13 protein-coding genes are annotated in these 15,833 nt (G+C 68.6%); 10 read left to right on the forward strand and 3 right to left on the reverse strand.

What is annotated here, in order from left to right; translation table 11 throughout:
- The first annotated feature begins 235 nt into the window (after positions 1-235).
- The 3 genes from DIE08_RS01875 to DIE08_RS35455 all read left to right on the forward strand — a co-directional run bounded on the left by DIE08_RS01875 (position 236) and on the right by DIE08_RS35455 (position 2,736).
- Complete coding sequence (locus tag DIE08_RS01875; protein ID WP_124900846.1) at positions 236-1,492, forward strand: porin; 1,257 nt, start codon at positions 236-238, stop codon at positions 1,490-1,492.
- Between the two features lie 338 nt (positions 1,493-1,830).
- Positions 1,831-2,322, forward strand: coding sequence for a peptidoglycan-associated lipoprotein Pal (gene pal / locus DIE08_RS01880; RefSeq protein WP_059600465.1), 492 nt, complete (start codon positions 1,831-1,833; stop codon positions 2,320-2,322).
- Positions 2,323-2,565: 243 nt separating this feature from the next.
- Entirely contained in the window at positions 2,566-2,736 is a 171-nt protein-coding gene (locus DIE08_RS35455; RefSeq protein WP_174911803.1) for a hypothetical protein, read from the forward strand.
- A 92-nt stretch (positions 2,737-2,828) separates the two neighbouring features.
- Here the strand turns inward: DIE08_RS35455 and DIE08_RS01885 are convergent, their stop codons facing one another.
- From DIE08_RS01885 to DIE08_RS01895, 3 genes are read right to left on the reverse strand one after another with little or no spacing between them, the layout of a single operon-like run.
- Positions 2,829-4,091, reverse strand: coding sequence for a cytochrome c (locus DIE08_RS01885; RefSeq protein ID WP_124900847.1), 1,263 nt, complete (start codon positions 4,089-4,091; stop codon positions 2,829-2,831).
- Positions 4,088-4,768 carry a (2Fe-2S)-binding protein gene (locus DIE08_RS01890; RefSeq protein WP_124900848.1) on the reverse strand — a complete coding sequence of 227 codons (681 nt, stop codon included), beginning with the start codon at positions 4,766-4,768 and terminating at the stop codon, positions 4,088-4,090. Before DIE08_RS01890 ends, DIE08_RS01885 begins: the two co-directional genes overlap by 4 nt.
- Positions 4,765-7,641, reverse strand: a complete 2,877-nt coding sequence (locus tag DIE08_RS01895; RefSeq protein WP_124900849.1) for a xanthine dehydrogenase family protein molybdopterin-binding subunit — start codon at positions 7,639-7,641, stop codon at positions 4,765-4,767. The genes DIE08_RS01890 and DIE08_RS01895 overlap by 4 nt, the downstream gene beginning before the upstream one ends.
- A 504-nt stretch (positions 7,642-8,145) precedes the next feature.
- Between DIE08_RS01895 and DIE08_RS01900 the strand changes: the two genes are divergently transcribed.
- The 7 genes from DIE08_RS01900 to DIE08_RS01930 all read left to right on the forward strand — a co-directional run bounded on the left by DIE08_RS01900 (position 8,146) and on the right by DIE08_RS01930 (position 15,831).
- Positions 8,146-9,696, forward strand: a complete 1,551-nt coding sequence (locus tag DIE08_RS01900; RefSeq protein ID WP_124900850.1) for a sensor domain-containing diguanylate cyclase — start codon at positions 8,146-8,148, stop codon at positions 9,694-9,696.
- Between the two features lie 291 nt (positions 9,697-9,987).
- Complete coding sequence (locus tag DIE08_RS01905) at positions 9,988-10,263, forward strand: hypothetical protein (RefSeq protein WP_059600470.1); 276 nt, start codon at positions 9,988-9,990, stop codon at positions 10,261-10,263.
- A gap of 242 nt (positions 10,264-10,505) precedes the next feature.
- A complete protein-coding gene (locus DIE08_RS01910) occupies positions 10,506-11,537 on the forward strand; it encodes a succinylglutamate desuccinylase/aspartoacylase family protein (protein WP_124900851.1) in 1,032 nt (343 codons plus the stop codon).
- Between the two features lie 273 nt (positions 11,538-11,810).
- The gene (locus DIE08_RS01915; RefSeq protein ID WP_124900852.1) at positions 11,811-12,371 is read left to right on the forward strand and encodes a GNAT family N-acetyltransferase; all 561 of its coding nucleotides are present in this window, start codon (positions 11,811-11,813) and stop codon (positions 12,369-12,371) included.
- Between the two features lie 64 nt (positions 12,372-12,435).
- Positions 12,436-13,377 carry an ABC transporter substrate-binding protein gene (locus DIE08_RS01920; RefSeq protein WP_124900853.1) on the forward strand — a complete coding sequence of 314 codons (942 nt, stop codon included), beginning with the start codon at positions 12,436-12,438 and terminating at the stop codon, positions 13,375-13,377.
- Between the two features lie 38 nt (positions 13,378-13,415).
- A complete protein-coding gene (locus DIE08_RS01925; protein WP_124900854.1) occupies positions 13,416-14,465 on the forward strand; it encodes an LLM class flavin-dependent oxidoreductase in 1,050 nt (349 codons plus the stop codon).
- Positions 14,466-14,472: 7 nt separating this feature from the next.
- Positions 14,473-15,831 carry an LLM class flavin-dependent oxidoreductase gene (locus DIE08_RS01930; protein WP_124622718.1) on the forward strand — a complete coding sequence of 453 codons (1,359 nt, stop codon included), beginning with the start codon at positions 14,473-14,475 and terminating at the stop codon, positions 15,829-15,831.
- Positions 15,832-15,833 lie beyond the last annotated feature (2 nt).

Raw genomic sequence — 15,833 nt, forward strand, 5'->3', positions numbered from 1 at the left:
GCCCCCCGGCCCTGCCGAAACCTTCCGCCCACGCGATGGTTCCATTGCGCGCCGATTCGACGCAAACACCCTGCATCGAAACGCCACGATTCCACGCGATTTCGCAGAGGACCTTTCCTGTGCAGCGGCTTAATCGACGGTCGCGCGATCTCCAATAATGGCCGCTCGATCAGTCGGCCGGCGCGCCGACGCGACCCACCGGCGATCGGGCCGGAGACCAACGATAAAAAATCCTATGCATTCCTATAAAACCATCCAGCCCGCCAACGCGCGCGTTGCCACGCCGCATGCCGTCCGCCGCGGCCGTCGTACCGGGGCGCTCCCGGGGACAGTGCTCGCCGCCTGCGCGGCCGGCCTGATTCCGTGCGTCGCGCACGCGCAGAGCAGCGTGACGCTGTACGGCCTGATCGATACGTCGATCACCTACGCGACCAACCAGCGTACGCAAGGTGCCGGTTCGCCCGGCAGCGGCAGCGTCGGGCTGACGAGCGGCGCGTTGAACGCGTCGCGCTGGGGGCTGCGCGGCCGCGAGGATCTCGGCGGCGGGATGGCGGCGGTCTTCACGCTCGAGAACGGCTTCACGGGCACGAACGGCAAGCTGTCGCAGAAAGGCGTCGACATGTTCGGCCGTCAGGCGTGGCTCGGCGTGAGCTCGCGCACGGCCGGCACGCTCACGTTCGGCCGCCAGTACGACCTGATCCTCGATTTCGTGACGCCGCTCGGCGCGTCGGGCCCCGGCTGGGGCGGCAACCTCGCGGTGCATCCGTACGACAACGACGACTCGAACCGCAACCTGCGCATCAACCACGCGGTGAAGTACACGAGCCCGACGTATCGCGGGCTGACGTTCGGCGCGTTGTACGGATTCTCGAACACGGCCGGCGCGTTCTCGAACAACGCCGTGTGGAGCGCGGGGCTCGGGTATGCGAACGGACCGCTGAAGCTCGGCGCCGGTTACCTGAAGATCAGCCGCGACCGCAATGCGCCGAATCCGGACGGCGCACTGAGCACGGTCGACGGCTCGGCGACGATCACGGGCGGCAACCAGCAGATCTGGGCCGTGGCCGGGCGCTATGCGTTCGGCCCGCATTCGGTCGGCGCCGCGTGGTCGCACTCGGCCACCGACGGCGTGAGCGGCGTGCTCCAGGGCAGCGGCATCACCCCGCTGAAGGGCGAATCGCTCGTCTTCGACAACTTCACGGTCGATGGCCGCTACTTCGTCACGCAGGCGTTGAGCGTAGCCGCCGCGTACACGTATACGATGGGCCGTTTCGACACGCGCACGGGCCAGACGCGCCCGAAATGGAACCACGTGGTCACGCAGGCCGACTACGCGTTCTCGAAGCGCACGGACGCGTATCTCGAAGCCGTCTATCAAAGCGTGAGCGGCGGCAACGGCAATCCCGCGTTCAACGCGACCGTCTGGACGATGACGCCGTCAGCCAATAGCAACCAGCTGGTGGTCGCGCTCGGGTTGCGGCACAAGTTCTGACGACCCGGCGACACGACACGAGACGCGCCCGCACCGGCATGGCGCATCATGCATCGCCGCGCATGCTGCGGTTTCCGCGCAAGCAAGAATGCGTCCTGCGTCGTTCCCGTGTGAAAAATGCCGAGAAACTGGTCACGCTGTGACATTTTTCCTAATCTAGTTGCAGCGGCGCCGTGCTTCGGCGTTCCGGTCGAGACAATCTTTCATATGGCGCATCGCCGGCTTACGAAAGCGCATCGCGCACGGAAGCCGGCACTTTCGTGCCGTCTCGCCGGATGCGTGACGCGACAGTTCGCGCGCACCACGCTTTCCTCGCAGTCAACCGCAGGAGACGCACGATGAGCAAAACGAACCGATTTGCGGTCATGGCAGCCTTCGCGCTGCTGGCGGGTTGTCACCACGCGGCGAAAACGCCCGAGAATGCCGGGATGGCGCCGGCCCCATCGAGCGAAGCGGTCGCGACGGTGGCGGCCGACGATCTCAACAATCCGAACAGCCCGCTCGCGAAGCGCAGCGTCTACTTCGATTTCGACCAGTACTCCGTGAAGCCGGAATACCAGACGCTGCTGCAGGCGCACGCCGACTACCTGCGCAGCCACCCGTCGCGCCGCGTGCTGATCCAGGGCAACACCGACGAACGCGGGACGTCCGAATACAACCTCGCGCTCGGCCAACGCCGATCGCAAGCCGTGATGAGCGCACTGGAAACACTGGGCGTGCAGGCGTCGCAACTCGAAGCGGTCAGCCTCGGCAAGGAAAAGCCGGTTGCGCTCGGCCACGACGAGGATTCGTGGGCGCAGAACCGCCGCGCCGATCTCGTCTATCGTTGACCGGATGCCGCCGCGACGGCGGCATTCCGGCTGCTCACTCTCCGTTGCCCGGATGCAGCGAATCTGCGGGGGCGCGCCGCGCCCCGGCTGCATGCGCGACCGCCTGCCCCGCTCCATGTCGCCATGTGCCGATACGCAAAAAGCATGGAATAAACCGCCCGCCGGAAACGTTTCGTCATCGCGCGGTCGCCGGTTCACGCGAACCATCCTGCCGCGCGGCCTTCTCGGCGAAAGGAGAGTGAAATGAATTCGGCAAGATTGGCCGCGGCGCTGCTCGCGGCACTGATGCTGGTGCTGTCGGCCGGATGTACGTCGTCGGGTGGCGGCGTATCGCCAGGCCCCGGGATGAGCCGGTATGGCGGCGCGGGCGGCAGCGGAGGTGGCGGTGGCGGCGGCGGAGGGGGCGGCTACTGAAGCGCCGCCGGAAAGGCTCGAGCGGGGCGTTACGCACGAGCGCGGCCGGAAACCGGCCGCCTCGCGCGCGACGCCCCGCTGCGCCGCACGACTTACCGACGCATGGCCTTCACGTCGGCCGGCATGACGCTCGCGGGCTGGCCGCCCCACGTCGCGCGCAGGTAGTTCGCGAGCTGCGCGAGTTCGTCGTCGCTCAGCGTGTGCGCGAAACCCGGCATCGGTTGCAGGTTCTCGAAGCCGGCGAACTTCTGCTCGTCGATGCCGTCGAGCATCGCGACCAGCAGGTTGCGCGCATCGCCCTGACGCAGCGTCGAATTGCCGTTCATCGGCACCGCCACGTGCGGCTTGCCTTCGCCGTCGAAACCATGACAGCCCGCGCACACCGCGAGATACACCGAGCGGCCGGCCGCGAGCTGCGCGGCATCGGCCGACACCGGCTTCACCGCCTGCGGCGCCGGCGGCGTATCGCCGAGCAGGTACACGGACAGCGCGCGCAGATCGTCCTTCGTCATGTATTGCGTGCTCAGGTGCACGACCGGATACATTTCGCCGAACGCCGAGCCTTGCGGCGCGATGCCGACGCCGAAGAACGTCTGCAGGTCGGTGCCCGTCCAGCCGCGCGCGGCGAGGCCGGCCGGCGTGATGTCCGGCGCGGCCACGCGGCCGAGCGCGGCGCCGGCGAACGGCTTCGCGCCGTCGAGCTGACCCGTGAACGCACGCGGCGTGTGGCATTCCGCGCAGTGGCCGAGCGCGCCCGCCAGATAGCGGCCGCGCTGCCAGTCGGCGGACTGGCCGGTCGATGCATCGGGCAGGCTGTCCTTCAGAAACACCATGTCCCAGAACACCATGCCGAAGCGCAGGTTGTACGGGAACTTGAGTTCGTGCGGGCGGTTTTCCTGAGCGACCGGCTTCACCGTCTTCAGGTACGCGTACATCGCGTCGGTATCGGCGCGCGTGAGCTGCCGGTACGACGTATACGGCATCGACGGATACAGGCGCTTGGCCGGCGCCTTGCCGTCATGCAGCGCGGCGTAGAAGTCGTCCGCGCTCCAGCCGCCGATCCCGTGGTCCTTGTCGGGCGTGATGTTCGAGCCGTAGAACGTGCCGAACGGCGATTCGAGCGGCGCACCGCCCGCGAACGGCGCGCCGTCCTTCTCGGTGTGGCACGCCGCGCAGTCCGCGGCCTTCACGAGATAGCGGCCGCGCGCGACCTGGTCGGCACCGGGCGCGCCGGAAGCCGCGCTCGAAGCCGGCGCGTCATGGCCGCCGCAGGCGGCGAGCAGCAGCGCGCAGGCGGCCGCGAGTGCCGGCAGGCCCGCAGCCCGCGCGGCACGATGGGCGAATGTGCGTTTCATGCGGCGTCCTTCACGAGTCCCGGCGTCGTCAGGATCACGTCCTTCACGGCTTCGTAATAGCGGACGTAACCGGTGCAGCGACAGATGTGCGCGTTCAGCGCGTCGGTGATCGTGCGCTCGACGTCGGCCTTCGCGACCGGCTCACGCTTCAGGCGTTCGATCAGCACCGTCGCCGCGTTGACGAAGCCCGGCGTGCAGTAGCCGCACTGGAAGCTGAAGTGCTCGAGGAACTTCTGCTGGATCGGCGACAGCTCGACCACTTCTCCGGCTTCGTTGCGCTTCGCGTGACCTTCGATCGTGCGGATCGAACGGCCGTGGAAGAAGTGCGCGCCGGTGATGCATGTGCGCATTTCCTCGCTCGTGCCGTCCGGCTTGTCGACGATCACGACGCACGCGTGACAGATGCCCTGCCCGCAACCGAGCCGCGAACCGGTGAGGCCCGCATACTCGTGCAGGAACTCGATCATCATCAGCCCTTCGGGCACCTGCATCGGGCCGACGGACTTGCCGTTGATGTTCACCGACAGCGGTTTCTGCTGAAAGCGGACGAGCGGACGCTCGACGGCGGCCGGTGCGGCAGCCGGTGCCGGAGCGGCCGAAGCCGCGTTCGGCGCGGATGCGCCGGTCGCGGACGCGCTGGCGCTCGCGGCCGACGCGGCGGTTTGGGCGGTCGTCATGCGAGCACCTCCTGAATCTTTTGCGGGGTCACCGGCAAGTCGGTGAAACGATGGCCGATCGCGTGCGCGATACCGTTCACGATCGCGCCGACGACGGGGATCATCACCACTTCGGCGACACCCTTCGGCGGATCGGTCTCGGACAGCGGCGGCAGGATGTCGCCCGTCTGCGACCACACGGCGACGTCGGTCGCACGCGGCAGCTGGTAGCGGTTGAAGTTCCACGTGCCGTTGCCGGGGCCGTCTTCGTAAAGCGGCAGGTACTCGTGCAGCGCATGGCCGATGCCCATCGCGAGGCCGCCCTGCAACTGGCCCGACACGAGCTGCGGCGAGATCTGGTTGCCGCACTCCATGATCGAGTGATGCGTGAGCAGCTCGACCTTGCCGGTCGCTTCGTGCACGGCCAGCTCGACGAGCGTGCCGACCGCCGTGTAGTACGTGACGGCCGCGTTGTTGCGGCTCGTCGGCGGGATGAACACGCGCTTGCGGTCCAGCACGCGATAGCCGTTCGCGGTCGGCGCCAGCGTGCCGTGCATCGCGGTCGCGCCCGCGGGCGCGGCGGTGCCCGGCATCGGGCCGTCGTCGCCGGTCTTCGGCGCGCCGATCCGCAGCGACAGCCCGTCGATCGGCAGACGATCGACCGCGCCGCCCACGTCGAACTCGGCGTCGGTCCATTGCCAGCGGTTGAACACGTGTACGACGGCGCCGGTCGCCAGGCCGAGCGCATGCGCCTGCTTCGCGAGCTGCTCGAACGTCAGCGGCTCGAGGCCGTCGGCGGTCAGCTTGCCGTCGACCCAGCGCGCGTCCTCGATGCGGATCGTGTACGGTGCGGCCTGGCCGCCGCCGAGGCCGCGCGTCCAGATCGACATCGCGGCCGGCCACAACCCGTAGCGGAACACCGCGCGCGCGGCTTCGCGCGTGCTGTGCGTGAAGTAGTACGCGGAGTTCGTCGCGCTCGACGGCGACGCATAGCCCGGCGACCAGCGCGGATTCGTGCTCAGCCGGTCCTGGTCGGCTTGCGACATCAGGTACGGATCGCCGCTCGTCTCGACCGGCAGATCGGGCCATTCGGTCACTGCGACGCGCACCTCGGTCGCCGGGCGACCGAGCCACTTCGCGACCGCGACGGCCTGCGACGTCGACATCCCGGTGCCGATCTCGGCAGCCGTGTGATGCAGCGACACCTTGCCGTTCTCGTCGAATTCGACCTTCGCGAACGATGCCTCGGCACCCGTGCCGAAATCCTTCTGCACGCACGCGAAGCCGACGCCGTAGCGCTTGCCCGGGTTCGCCGCCTCGAATTCGGCCTTGCGCGCCGCACGGCGCGTCCACAACGGATGCTGCCTCGCACGTTCCAGCACTTCGTCGACGCGCAACGCGCCGGCGGGAATCGCGCCCTGCGTGTTCTTCATCCCCGAACGCAGCGCGTTGCGCAGGCGGAACTCGATCGGATCGAGGTTCAGTTGCGCGGCGATCTCGTCGACCGCCATCTCGGTCGCGGCCATGCTCTGCAGCGTGCCGTAGCCGCGCGCGGAGCCTGCGTCGATCGCGCGCGACGCGATCGCGACTGCCGCGAGGTCGCTCTTCGGGAAGTAGTAGATCGATTGCGCGGCCGTCGCGCCGACCATCGCCACCGACGGCGAGAAGTTCGAGCGCCCGCCGCCGTTCGCCTCGAAGTCGCCCTTGAACGACTGCATGAGACCCGTGTTGCGATCGACCGCGATCCGGTAATGCATCTTGAACGCGTGACGCTTCAGCGATGTCTGGAACTGCTCGTAGCGGTCGTTCGCGAACCGCACCGGGCGGCCGTCCGCGTACAGCGCGCAGACGAGGCCGTAGAACGGCACGTTGCAGTGATCCTTCGAGCCGTAGCCGACCGTGTAGCACGGATGCACGAACAGTTTCTTCACCGGGAAGCGGCATTTCGCGACCATCGCGGCCGCGTTCTCCGCCACTTCGAGCGGCGACTGCGTCGGCACGACGAGGTGCAGCGCCTGCGTCGCGGCGTCGTACCAGCAGTTCGCGTTGTCGGGTTCGAGCGCGGCGGTGTCGACCGACTGCGTGCTGTACGCGCGGTCGAACACGAGCCAGTCGGCCGGCGGATGGTCGAACTCGCTGGCGATCTGTCCGGCCAGGAACATGCCCTGCTCGTCGAGCTTGCCGTGCTCCTTGCCGTCCGGCCAGACCGGCAGGTGCTTGCGCATCATGCTCGGGAAGATCGGCGCATCCTTCAGGCTCGAATAGACGTCGTCGTCATAGGCCGTCTTGCCGCCTACCCGAACGAAGCGGAACGTGCCCCACGGATCGCGCTCGAGCGGGCCCGTGACCGCGCCGTAGCGGATCACGTCGTCGCGGAACTTGAGCGCGTTCTTCGCGAAGCGGAAGCGCGCGAAGTCGTGATAGATGAGGATCGCGACCGCATGGCCGAGATACGCGGGCGTCTTGCCGGCGGGCAACAGCATGTCGTCGCCATAGAACGCCGGGAACGCGACGCCGTCGCGCGCGAGATCGTCGGCCGTGACCACGCGGTCCGGCTTCAGTTCGTCGCCGAGCAGCGACAGGTCGAAGCCTTCGTACGTGCGGTCGGCCTGCGTGACGCGGAGGATCAGCGCGTGCGACTGCTGCTGCGGCCAGTGCGGCATGTCGGCGGCACGCACGTCACGGGCGAACACTTTTGAGCCCGTGACTTTCGCGATGCCGTCGATGCGGAATTGGGGGATGCCGGTGACGCTATCCCATTTGACGGGCGTGAGGAGTTTTTCTTCGAAGAGCGCCGCGAACGCGCGGCTGCCGATGGGCGCGACATACACCGCGACGCCCGCCAGCACGCTGGCTTTCAGAAAACCCCGCCGTGACAGGCCGTGGTTTTTCATGTGGGGGGAACCTCCTGATGCGGCTCGGACGGCGATAGGGTGTCGCGGCGTTCGGAGCGGCGCGCATTCTGGCATTGTTTTAGATATATCGCCTATAGTATTTCCCACATGAAATACTTATTGAATTTCTTATAACGGGATTCACACGGGCTGCGGCGCCCGGTCGCGGGCGACACACGTGCGCGACCGGGCGGTGTCGCGGCGGGCGTATCGATCGCCGCGGGCCGATCGCGCGCCAGGGGCCTGCCATGTGCGGCGCGCGCCGAAACCGGTCCGCGGGCGACTGCCCGACATCGTCCCGTGGGCAACGACGCCCGCCCCCGCGTCGGCGAATGCGCACGGCGCACGCCGGCGTGGTCTGAGACGACTCGCCGACGCCCCCGCACGTCACGCGCGGCCGGCGTTTCATGGTAATGTCGTGCGCATCCGGCTCGCCGGTCGCCCCGCCACGTGCCGTGCGGGGCGCTCGGCAATGCGCCGCATCGTGTCGAGGTCAAAATAGCCATGGCAGTCAAGGCAAGCCTCCTGAACGCCGTTCTCGCCACTCCCCCCTGCGGCAATCACCGCGTGACGGCCGGGCTACGCCCGTCGATGCTCGTCACGCTGTTCGAAGACGTACGCCCGATGGCGCTGTCCGGCCTCGCCAGCGCGTTCGTCGCGGCGATCGCGCTGATCCGGCTGCAACAACTCTGGTGTTTGGTGTGGCTCATCGTCGACGTCGGCTTGCTCGCCGCGCGGCTCGCGATCGCACGCGCGTATGCAGTGCACCGTGCCGCCGGCGACGATCGCGCCGAATACTGGGCGCTGCGCTATGCGCCCGTGTCGCTCGTCGCGTGCTTCGTGCTCGGCCTCGGCGTGATGGGCTGCGTGGAGGCGCCTGACGCCGAGCTCGGCACGCTGTCGGTGATGGTCGCGGGCGGCGTGTTCGGCGGGATCGCGTCGCGCAATTCGGCGCTGCCGCGGCTCGCGATGACCCAGGTCACGCTCGGCGTCCTGCCGATCGGCCTCGGCGCGTTGCTGGTCGACCGGCCCGGCGCATGGCTGCTGCTGCCGCCGCTCGCGATCTATCTCGCGGCCATGCGCACGGTCGTCCAGCGTCATTACCGCGTGCTGGTCGCGCTGATCGCCGCGCGCCAGCGCAACGCCGAGCTCGTCGCGCGCTTCGACGCCGCCCTCACCTACATGCCGCACGGCCTGTGCATGATCGACGGCGAGAGCCGCGTGATCGTCGCGAACCGTCGTACCGCGCAATTGTTCGGCTCGCCACGCGAGATCATGCTCGATACGCCGCTACCCGACGTCGTCGCGGCGCTCGGCGCGAACGCGGTGACCGATTCCGACGGTGCAGGTCTCGCCGTGCAATGCGACGTCTGGCTGAACCATGACGAACCGGTGCCGCTCGACATCACGCTCGCCGACGGCCGACAGCTGGAACTGACACGCCATCGCGTGCCGGACGGCAACGCGGTGATCATCGTCGAGGACGTCACCATGCGCCGCCGCAGCGAGCAGCACATCAGGCACCTCGCGCGACACGACGCGCTGACGGGATTGCCGAACCGCCACGAACTGCATGCGCAACTCAAGCGGATGCTCGCGCATCGGCCGCGCATGCCGGGCGCCACGCTCGCCGTCATGTATCTCGACCTCGACGGCTTCAAGGCAATCAACGACCGGTTCGGCCACCAGGCCGGCGATGAAGTGCTCACGCAGGTCGCCGAGCGGCTCGGCAAGACTCTGCCGCCCGGCGAGCTGGCGGCGCGGATCGGCGGCGACGAGTTCGTCGTCGCGCTCGACGCCACCACGATGCAGGCCTGCTCGCTCCTCGCCGCGCGGATCATCCGGCAGATCTCGGCGCCGTACGCGCTGTCGATCGGCGAGACCGTCAGCTTCGGGATCAGCATCGGCATCGCGCTCGACGACGGGCACGGCTCCGCCGACGAACTGATCCGGCAGGCCGACAGCGCGCTGTACGAAGCGAAGTCGGCCGGCAAGGGAATCTACCGCTTCTATTCGGCAGGAAGCAGGCGCGTGGCGCCCGCGACCACGAGCTGAGCGCGCGCGTTCGTTGACACCGACGGCCTCCGCGCTTTACTGCGCGTCCCTACGGCGTGTCCCTTTTCGCTTCCCCGCGATTGATTCCCGAAACGCGTCGCGTGGCTCGGCGCATACGCGCACGTGTTCCGCCGCGCTCGCCCGTGTCACGTGACGTGTTCCGTAACATCGGCCCGCACCGCGCGTCACGTTCGCCGCAGAAGCCCGCACGATCGGTGCGGCACGCGGATTTTCGCGGTTGGCACCCTTATTGCTCCTTGACTAGGAAACAGGATGTCAGGGAGCCCACACATGAATACCGTCGAAGTCCTCAGCCGTGCGGAAGCGAGCGATCAACTTGACGTGATCGACGGCGCCTCGCTGATCCGGCGGCTCGTTTCCGATCACCGCGCGCCCGCCGCGCGTGAAGCCGCGTGTGTCGACAATCCGCCGCTGACGCTGTACGGCGCATTTCGCCAGGGCGTCACCGATCACGCGGCGCGACGCGCAAATCCCTATCGCGCCGGCAGCCGTTTCTGGGCGCTGTGGGAAGAAGGCCGTATCGAAGCTGAAACATCCGGTCGCTGAAGCGATCGCGCGCGCCGGCCCCGTTGCGACAAGGGGCCCGACGCGAAACACGGCGTGCGCGGGCGGCCGCGCGCCGGCATGCGTATCACCGCTGCAACATCGCGTGCGGCTGCTCGGATGGCGCATGTCGCAGGTTCGCGCGCGGGCCGCTTGACAGCGTCCGGCATCGCCCGCATTGGGCACGCCGCGCGGCGGTCGTTTCCCGATAAGATGGCAGATTACGTTCATCGAACGATGTCGCCATGACCGCCTCCTCCCACCGAAATCCCATCCACTGCGAAATCGATCTCGATGCACAAGGCAAGCATGCGGGCTACCTGCGCCTGCCGCATTCCGTGCATCGCTCCGCATACGGCTGGCTGCCGATCCCGATCGCGTCGATCCGCAATGGCGACGGCCCGGTCGCGCTCGTGATGGCCGGCAACCACGGCGACGAATACGAAGGCCAGATCATCGTGTCGCAGCTGATGCGCGAGATCGATCCGGAGATGGTGAGCGGGCAACTGATCCTGCTGCCGATGGCGAATTTCCCCGCGGCCGATGCAGGCTTGCGCGTGTCGCCGCTCGACGAAGGCAACCTGAATCGCAGCTTCCCCGGCGACCCGACCGGCACGCCGACGCAGATGATCGCGCATTACATCGAGCATGCGCTGCTGTCGCGCGCGCAGTATCTGGTCGACCTGCATTCGGGCGGCAGCTCGCTGCTGTACCAGGGCGGCAACATGCTCGCGATCGACCCGCTCGACGACGACGAGGCGGCGAAGCTCAACGGGCTGCTGGTCGCGTTCGGGCTGCCGAACGCGCTGCTGCACGCGCCGAACCCGGTGCACTCGGCATCGGCCGCGCGCCGGCAGGGCGCGATCTCGATCGTGACCGAGCTCGGCGGCGCGGGGATGGCCGATCCGTCGCTGATCCGGCTCGGCCGCCACGGGCTGCTGCACTACCTCGGCCATATCGGCCTGCTGCACGGCGCGCTCGTGCCCGACGCGCCGCCGACCGTCACGCGCTTCCTGCGCGTCGACGGCGATCGCCACTTCGTCTACGCGTACGAGCGCGGGCTGTACGAACCGCTCGTCGAACTCGGCGACCAGGTGAAGGCCGGCCAGCCGGCCGCGTGGGTGCACTTCCCCGACACGCCGCTGCGCGAACCGGTGCTGCACCGCTTCAAGGGCGACGGCGAAGTGGTGTGCAAGCGCGTGCCCGCACAGGTGCGGCGCGGCGATTGCCTGTTTCAGCTGGCGGAGGCTTCGACGCCGCCGCGCGTCATCGGGTAATCCGCCTGATCGACACCGGTTTCTCCGCCCACCCCACTCCCCCTGCAAGCCTTCTGACGCGCCCCGCGAAATCCTTATCGAAATTGCTTCGTTCGTCTTTGCCGGTCGCGCCGCTAACGTGTTCGAAACGGCGGCGGCACGCCGGATGCAGCGCAGGAAGCACCGTGGCCGCCGTCATCACGACAACCGCGTCGCGATAACGGAACAGACCGGGCGGGCCCCGTGGCCCGCCCCCGCCAGGAACGTCCGCATCGCGCGCCCTTCGCGATGCCCATGGCCACGAACGACCGCCTCATCGACACGACACCGCTCGACGTCCGCGCCCAGCCGCTGATCGACGCGCTGATCGACGAATACGCGACGCGCTACGACGCATACCGCCCCGACAGCCGTGCGTCCGCACGCGACGAACTCGCGCGCTACCCGGCCGAGCTGTTCGCGCCGCCCGAAGGCGCGTTCGTGCTGCTCCTGCGCGACGGCGAAACGATCGGCGGCGGCGCGTTCAAGCGCTACGACGCGCAGACCGCCGAACTCAAACGCATCTGGACCCGCTCGGACCTGCGCCGACAGGGGCTCGCGCGCCTGATCGTCGACGCACTCGAACTGCGCGCCGCGCAGCAGGGCTATCGACGCGTGTACCTGACCACCGGCTTTCGCCAGCCCGAAGCGTGGGCGCTGTACGACCGGACCGGCTATACGCGGCTGTTCGATTCGTCGATCGACCCGGAAGCGTATTTCCACCTGCGCTTCGGCAAGGATCTCGCCGATCCGTCGCGCACGTCGACGCTCGCCGACCTGCGGGCGCCGCTGCCCGAGGCCGTGCTGCCGCGCTGAACGCCGCGCGCCATCCGATTCCGCTCTCCCGTTCCCCAAGACACGACAACGACAGGACACATCCATGCAACGAGCCGCATCCTTCACGCCGCGCGCAATCCGCACGCTGGCCGCCGCGCTGATCGGCGTGACCGCGATCGCCGCGGCCGCCGCGACCTTCGACCTGAGCCCCGAGCAACGTGGCCGCCCGCGCGGTGCGGCCGATGCGGCCGTCGAGCGCGCGGTGCCCGCGTCGTTCAGGTTCGCCGAGGCCGGCACGCTGACGATCGGCGTCGCGCCGAGCCTGCCGCCGATCAGCTCGTATGCGACCGACGCGCGCACGGTGATCGGCTTCGACGCGGACGTCGGCCAGCTCGTGTCCGACAGCCTCGGCCGCAAGCTGAAGATCGTCCCGCTTGCGTGGGCCGACTGGCCGCTCGCGCTCGAATCGGGGAAAGTCGACGCGGTGATCTCGAACGTCACCGTCACCGAGGAGCGCAAGCAGAAGTTCGATTTCTCGACCTACCGCAAGGACCAGGTCGGCTTCTACGTGCGCATCGACAGCAAGATCCAGTCGATCCGCGAGCCGAAGGACGTCGCGGGGCTGCGCATCGTCACCGATGCCGGCACCAACCAGGAAAAGATCCTGCTCGCGTGGGATCGCGAGAACGTCGCGCACGGCCTGAAGCCCGTGCAGGTCCAGTACTACGACGACCAGGCGATGCGGATCGTCGCCGTGCAGTCGGGCCGCGCCGATGCCGTGTTCAGCGTGAACTCGGTGCTCGCCTACCAGAGCGCGCAGCAGGGCAAGACGCGCCTCGTTGGCGCAATCAGCGGCGGCTGGCCGCGCACGGCCGACATCGCGATCGCGACGCGCCGCGGCAGCGGGCTCGCCGATCCGCTGACGATCGCGCTGAACGGGCTGATCAGGAACGGCCGCTATCAGCAGATTCTCGATCGCTGGAACCTCGCCTCCGAAGCGATCGACCAGTCGCGCACGAATCCGCCGGGCTTGCCGAAGATCTGAGCGCCGCCCGTCCACGCCCTCGCCGGAACGCCGACACCATGTCTTATTCGCTTTCATTGCTGGACAAAAGCCCGATCGCCGACGGCGCGACCGCCGCCGACGCGCTGCGCTTCACGACCACCCTCGCGCGACGCGCCGAACAGCTCGGCTACGAGCGCTTCTGGATTGCCGAGCATCACGGCGCGCCGGGCTTCGCGAGCTCCGCGCCCGAGATCGTCGTCGCGCACCTGCTCGCGCACACGTCGCGCATTCGCGTCGGTTCCGGCGGCGTGATGCTGCAACACTACAGCCCGTTCAAGGTCGCCGAGTCGTTCAAGCTGCTTGCCGCGCTGGGGCCGGGCCGCGTCGATCTCGGCATCGGCAAGGCACCCGGCGGGCTACCGCTGACCACGCGTGCGCTGCAGTGGTTTCACGACAAGGCGAAGAAGCCCGACTTCGCGGGCCAGCTCGCGGAACTCGACGCGTTCCTCGGCTGGGGTGTCGCCGAAGACCATCCGCTCGCCGGCGCCGTCGCGATGCCGGTGCCGCCGCACGCGCCAGAACGCGTCCTGCTCGGCGGCTCGCCCGACAGCGGCGCGCTCGCCGCACGCCACGGCTGGCGCTTCTGCTACGCGGGGCACTTCAACGGCGACGACGCGAACCTCGAACGCTCGCTGGCCGCGTACCGCGACGCGGGCGGCACACGCCCGATCGTCGCGCTGTACGCCGTCGCCGCGCCGACCCGCGACGAAGCCGAGCAACTGATCGGGCCGCTGAAGATCTTCAAGCTGCAATTCGCCGGCGGCCAGAGCTTCAACCTGGCGAGCGCGCACGCCGCCGCCGAATTCGCGCGGCAGAGCGGCGCGTCCGACTACCGGATCGACGAGTTGCGCCCGACCGTGCTGGCCGATACGCCCGAGCGCGTGCACCGCGCGCTCGACGCGCTGAGCCGGCGGCTCGACGTCGATGCATTCGTGATCGACTCGCCGGTGACCGACTACGCGGCGCGGCTCGCGTCGGCCGAATGGCTCGGCGGCGCGCAGTCGATCACGCCCGTGCAGGCGGCCCTCGCCGCCGAACGTTTCCCTTCCCCCGACCAGAACGCGTGACGCGCCCATGACGACCCGACGATCGATTCCCTTCGGCCTGATGCTGCAAGGCGCAGGCAGCCACATGAACGCGTGGCGGCATCCGAGCAACCCGCCGGACGCGAGCATCAACCTCGACTTCGCGATCGGCATCGCGCGCAAGGCGGAAGCCGCCGGCATCGCATTCGCGTTCGTCGCGGACGGCCTCTACATCAACGAGAAGTCGATCCCGCACTTCCTGAACCGCTTCGAGCCGCTCACCGTGCTGTCGGCGCTCGCGGTCGCGACGAAGAAGATCGGCCTCGCGGGCACGATCTCGACGTCGTACAGCGAGCCGTTCACGGTCGCGCGTCAGCTCGCGTCGCTCGACGCGATCAGCGGCGGGCGCGCGGGCTGGAACGTCGTGACGACGCCGCTCGAAGGCACCGCGAAGAATTTCGGCAAGGCGCATCCCGATCACGAACTGCGCTACGAAATCGCCGACGAATACCTCGACGTCGTGCAGGGGCTGTGGGACAGCTGGGACGACGACGCGTTCGTGCGCGATCGCGCGACCGGGCGCTTCTTCGATCGCGACAAGCTGCATACGCTCGACCACCACGGCCGCTTCTTCCAGGTTGCCGGCCCGCTGAACATCCAGCGCTCGCCGCAGGGGCAGCCGGTGATCTTCCAGGCCGGCTCGTCCGACACCGGCATCGGGCTCGCGGGCAAGTATGCGGACGCCGTGTTCACGCATTCGCCGTCGCTCGACGAAACGGCCGCGTTCACGCGGCGCGTGAAGCAAAGCGCGGTCGAGCACGGGCGGCAGCCGGGCGACGTGAAGATCTTCCCCGGCGTCGGGCCGATCGTCGGCCGCACGGCGGCCGAGGCGGAAGACAAATACCAGGCGATTCGCGACCTGCTGACGATCGACGAGGCGCTCGCGTATCTCGGCCGCTATTTCGATCACCACGATTTCACGCAGTACGCGCTCGACGCACCGTTCCCCGAACTCGGCGACATCGGTCGCAACAGCTTCCGCTCGACCACCGACCGGATCAAGGCCGACGCGAAGCGCAAGCACCTCACGCTGCGCGAGACGGCACTCGCCGTCGCGACGCCGCGACCGAACTTCATCGGCACGGCCGAGCACGTCGCCGACGAGCTGATCCGCTGGCACGACGCCGGTGCCGGCGACGGCTTCATCCTCGGCTTCCCGGTGCAGGCCCAGGGCGTCGACGACTTCGTCGAACTCGTGATTCCGGTGCTCGAGGCGCGCGGCCGCTACCGCCGCGACCTGCCGGGCAGCACGCTGCGCGACCACCTCGGCCTGCCGCGCAAGGCGAGCCGCCATGCGGCGCCCGGCGCGGTGCAACAACACGGCGACGCGGCCGAAGCGCACGCCTGACG

It is taken from the genome of Burkholderia sp. Bp9004, assembly GCF_003858025.1.
GTDB lineage: Bacteria > Pseudomonadota > Gammaproteobacteria > Burkholderiales > Burkholderiaceae > Burkholderia > Burkholderia diffusa.

What these genes read in the sequence shown, in the direction of transcription:
- DIE08_RS01875 (WP_124900846.1), top strand. Translation starts at nt 236, where the DNA reads ATGCATTCCTATAAAACCATCCAGCCCGCCAACGCGCGCGTTGCCACG.
- pal (WP_059600465.1), top strand. Translation starts at nt 1,831, where the DNA reads ATGAGCAAAACGAACCGATTTGCGGTCATGGCAGCCTTCGCGCTGCTG.
- DIE08_RS35455 (WP_174911803.1), top strand. Translation starts at nt 2,566, where the DNA reads ATGAATTCGGCAAGATTGGCCGCGGCGCTGCTCGCGGCACTGATGCTG.
- DIE08_RS01885 (WP_124900847.1), bottom strand. Translation starts at nt 4,091, where the DNA reads ATGAAACGCACATTCGCCCATCGTGCCGCGCGGGCTGCGGGCCTGCCG.
- DIE08_RS01890 (WP_124900848.1), bottom strand. Translation starts at nt 4,768, where the DNA reads ATGACGACCGCCCAAACCGCCGCGTCGGCCGCGAGCGCCAGCGCGTCC.
- DIE08_RS01895 (WP_124900849.1), bottom strand. Translation starts at nt 7,641, where the DNA reads ATGAAAAACCACGGCCTGTCACGGCGGGGTTTTCTGAAAGCCAGCGTG.
- DIE08_RS01900 (WP_124900850.1), top strand. Translation starts at nt 8,146, where the DNA reads ATGGCAGTCAAGGCAAGCCTCCTGAACGCCGTTCTCGCCACTCCCCCC.
- DIE08_RS01905 (WP_059600470.1), top strand. Translation starts at nt 9,988, where the DNA reads ATGAATACCGTCGAAGTCCTCAGCCGTGCGGAAGCGAGCGATCAACTT.
- DIE08_RS01910 (WP_124900851.1), top strand. Translation starts at nt 10,506, where the DNA reads ATGACCGCCTCCTCCCACCGAAATCCCATCCACTGCGAAATCGATCTC.
- DIE08_RS01915 (WP_124900852.1), top strand. Translation starts at nt 11,811, where the DNA reads ATGGCCACGAACGACCGCCTCATCGACACGACACCGCTCGACGTCCGC.
- DIE08_RS01920 (WP_124900853.1), top strand. Translation starts at nt 12,436, where the DNA reads ATGCAACGAGCCGCATCCTTCACGCCGCGCGCAATCCGCACGCTGGCC.
- DIE08_RS01925 (WP_124900854.1), top strand. Translation starts at nt 13,416, where the DNA reads ATGTCTTATTCGCTTTCATTGCTGGACAAAAGCCCGATCGCCGACGGC.
- DIE08_RS01930 (WP_124622718.1), top strand. Translation starts at nt 14,473, where the DNA reads ATGACGACCCGACGATCGATTCCCTTCGGCCTGATGCTGCAAGGCGCA.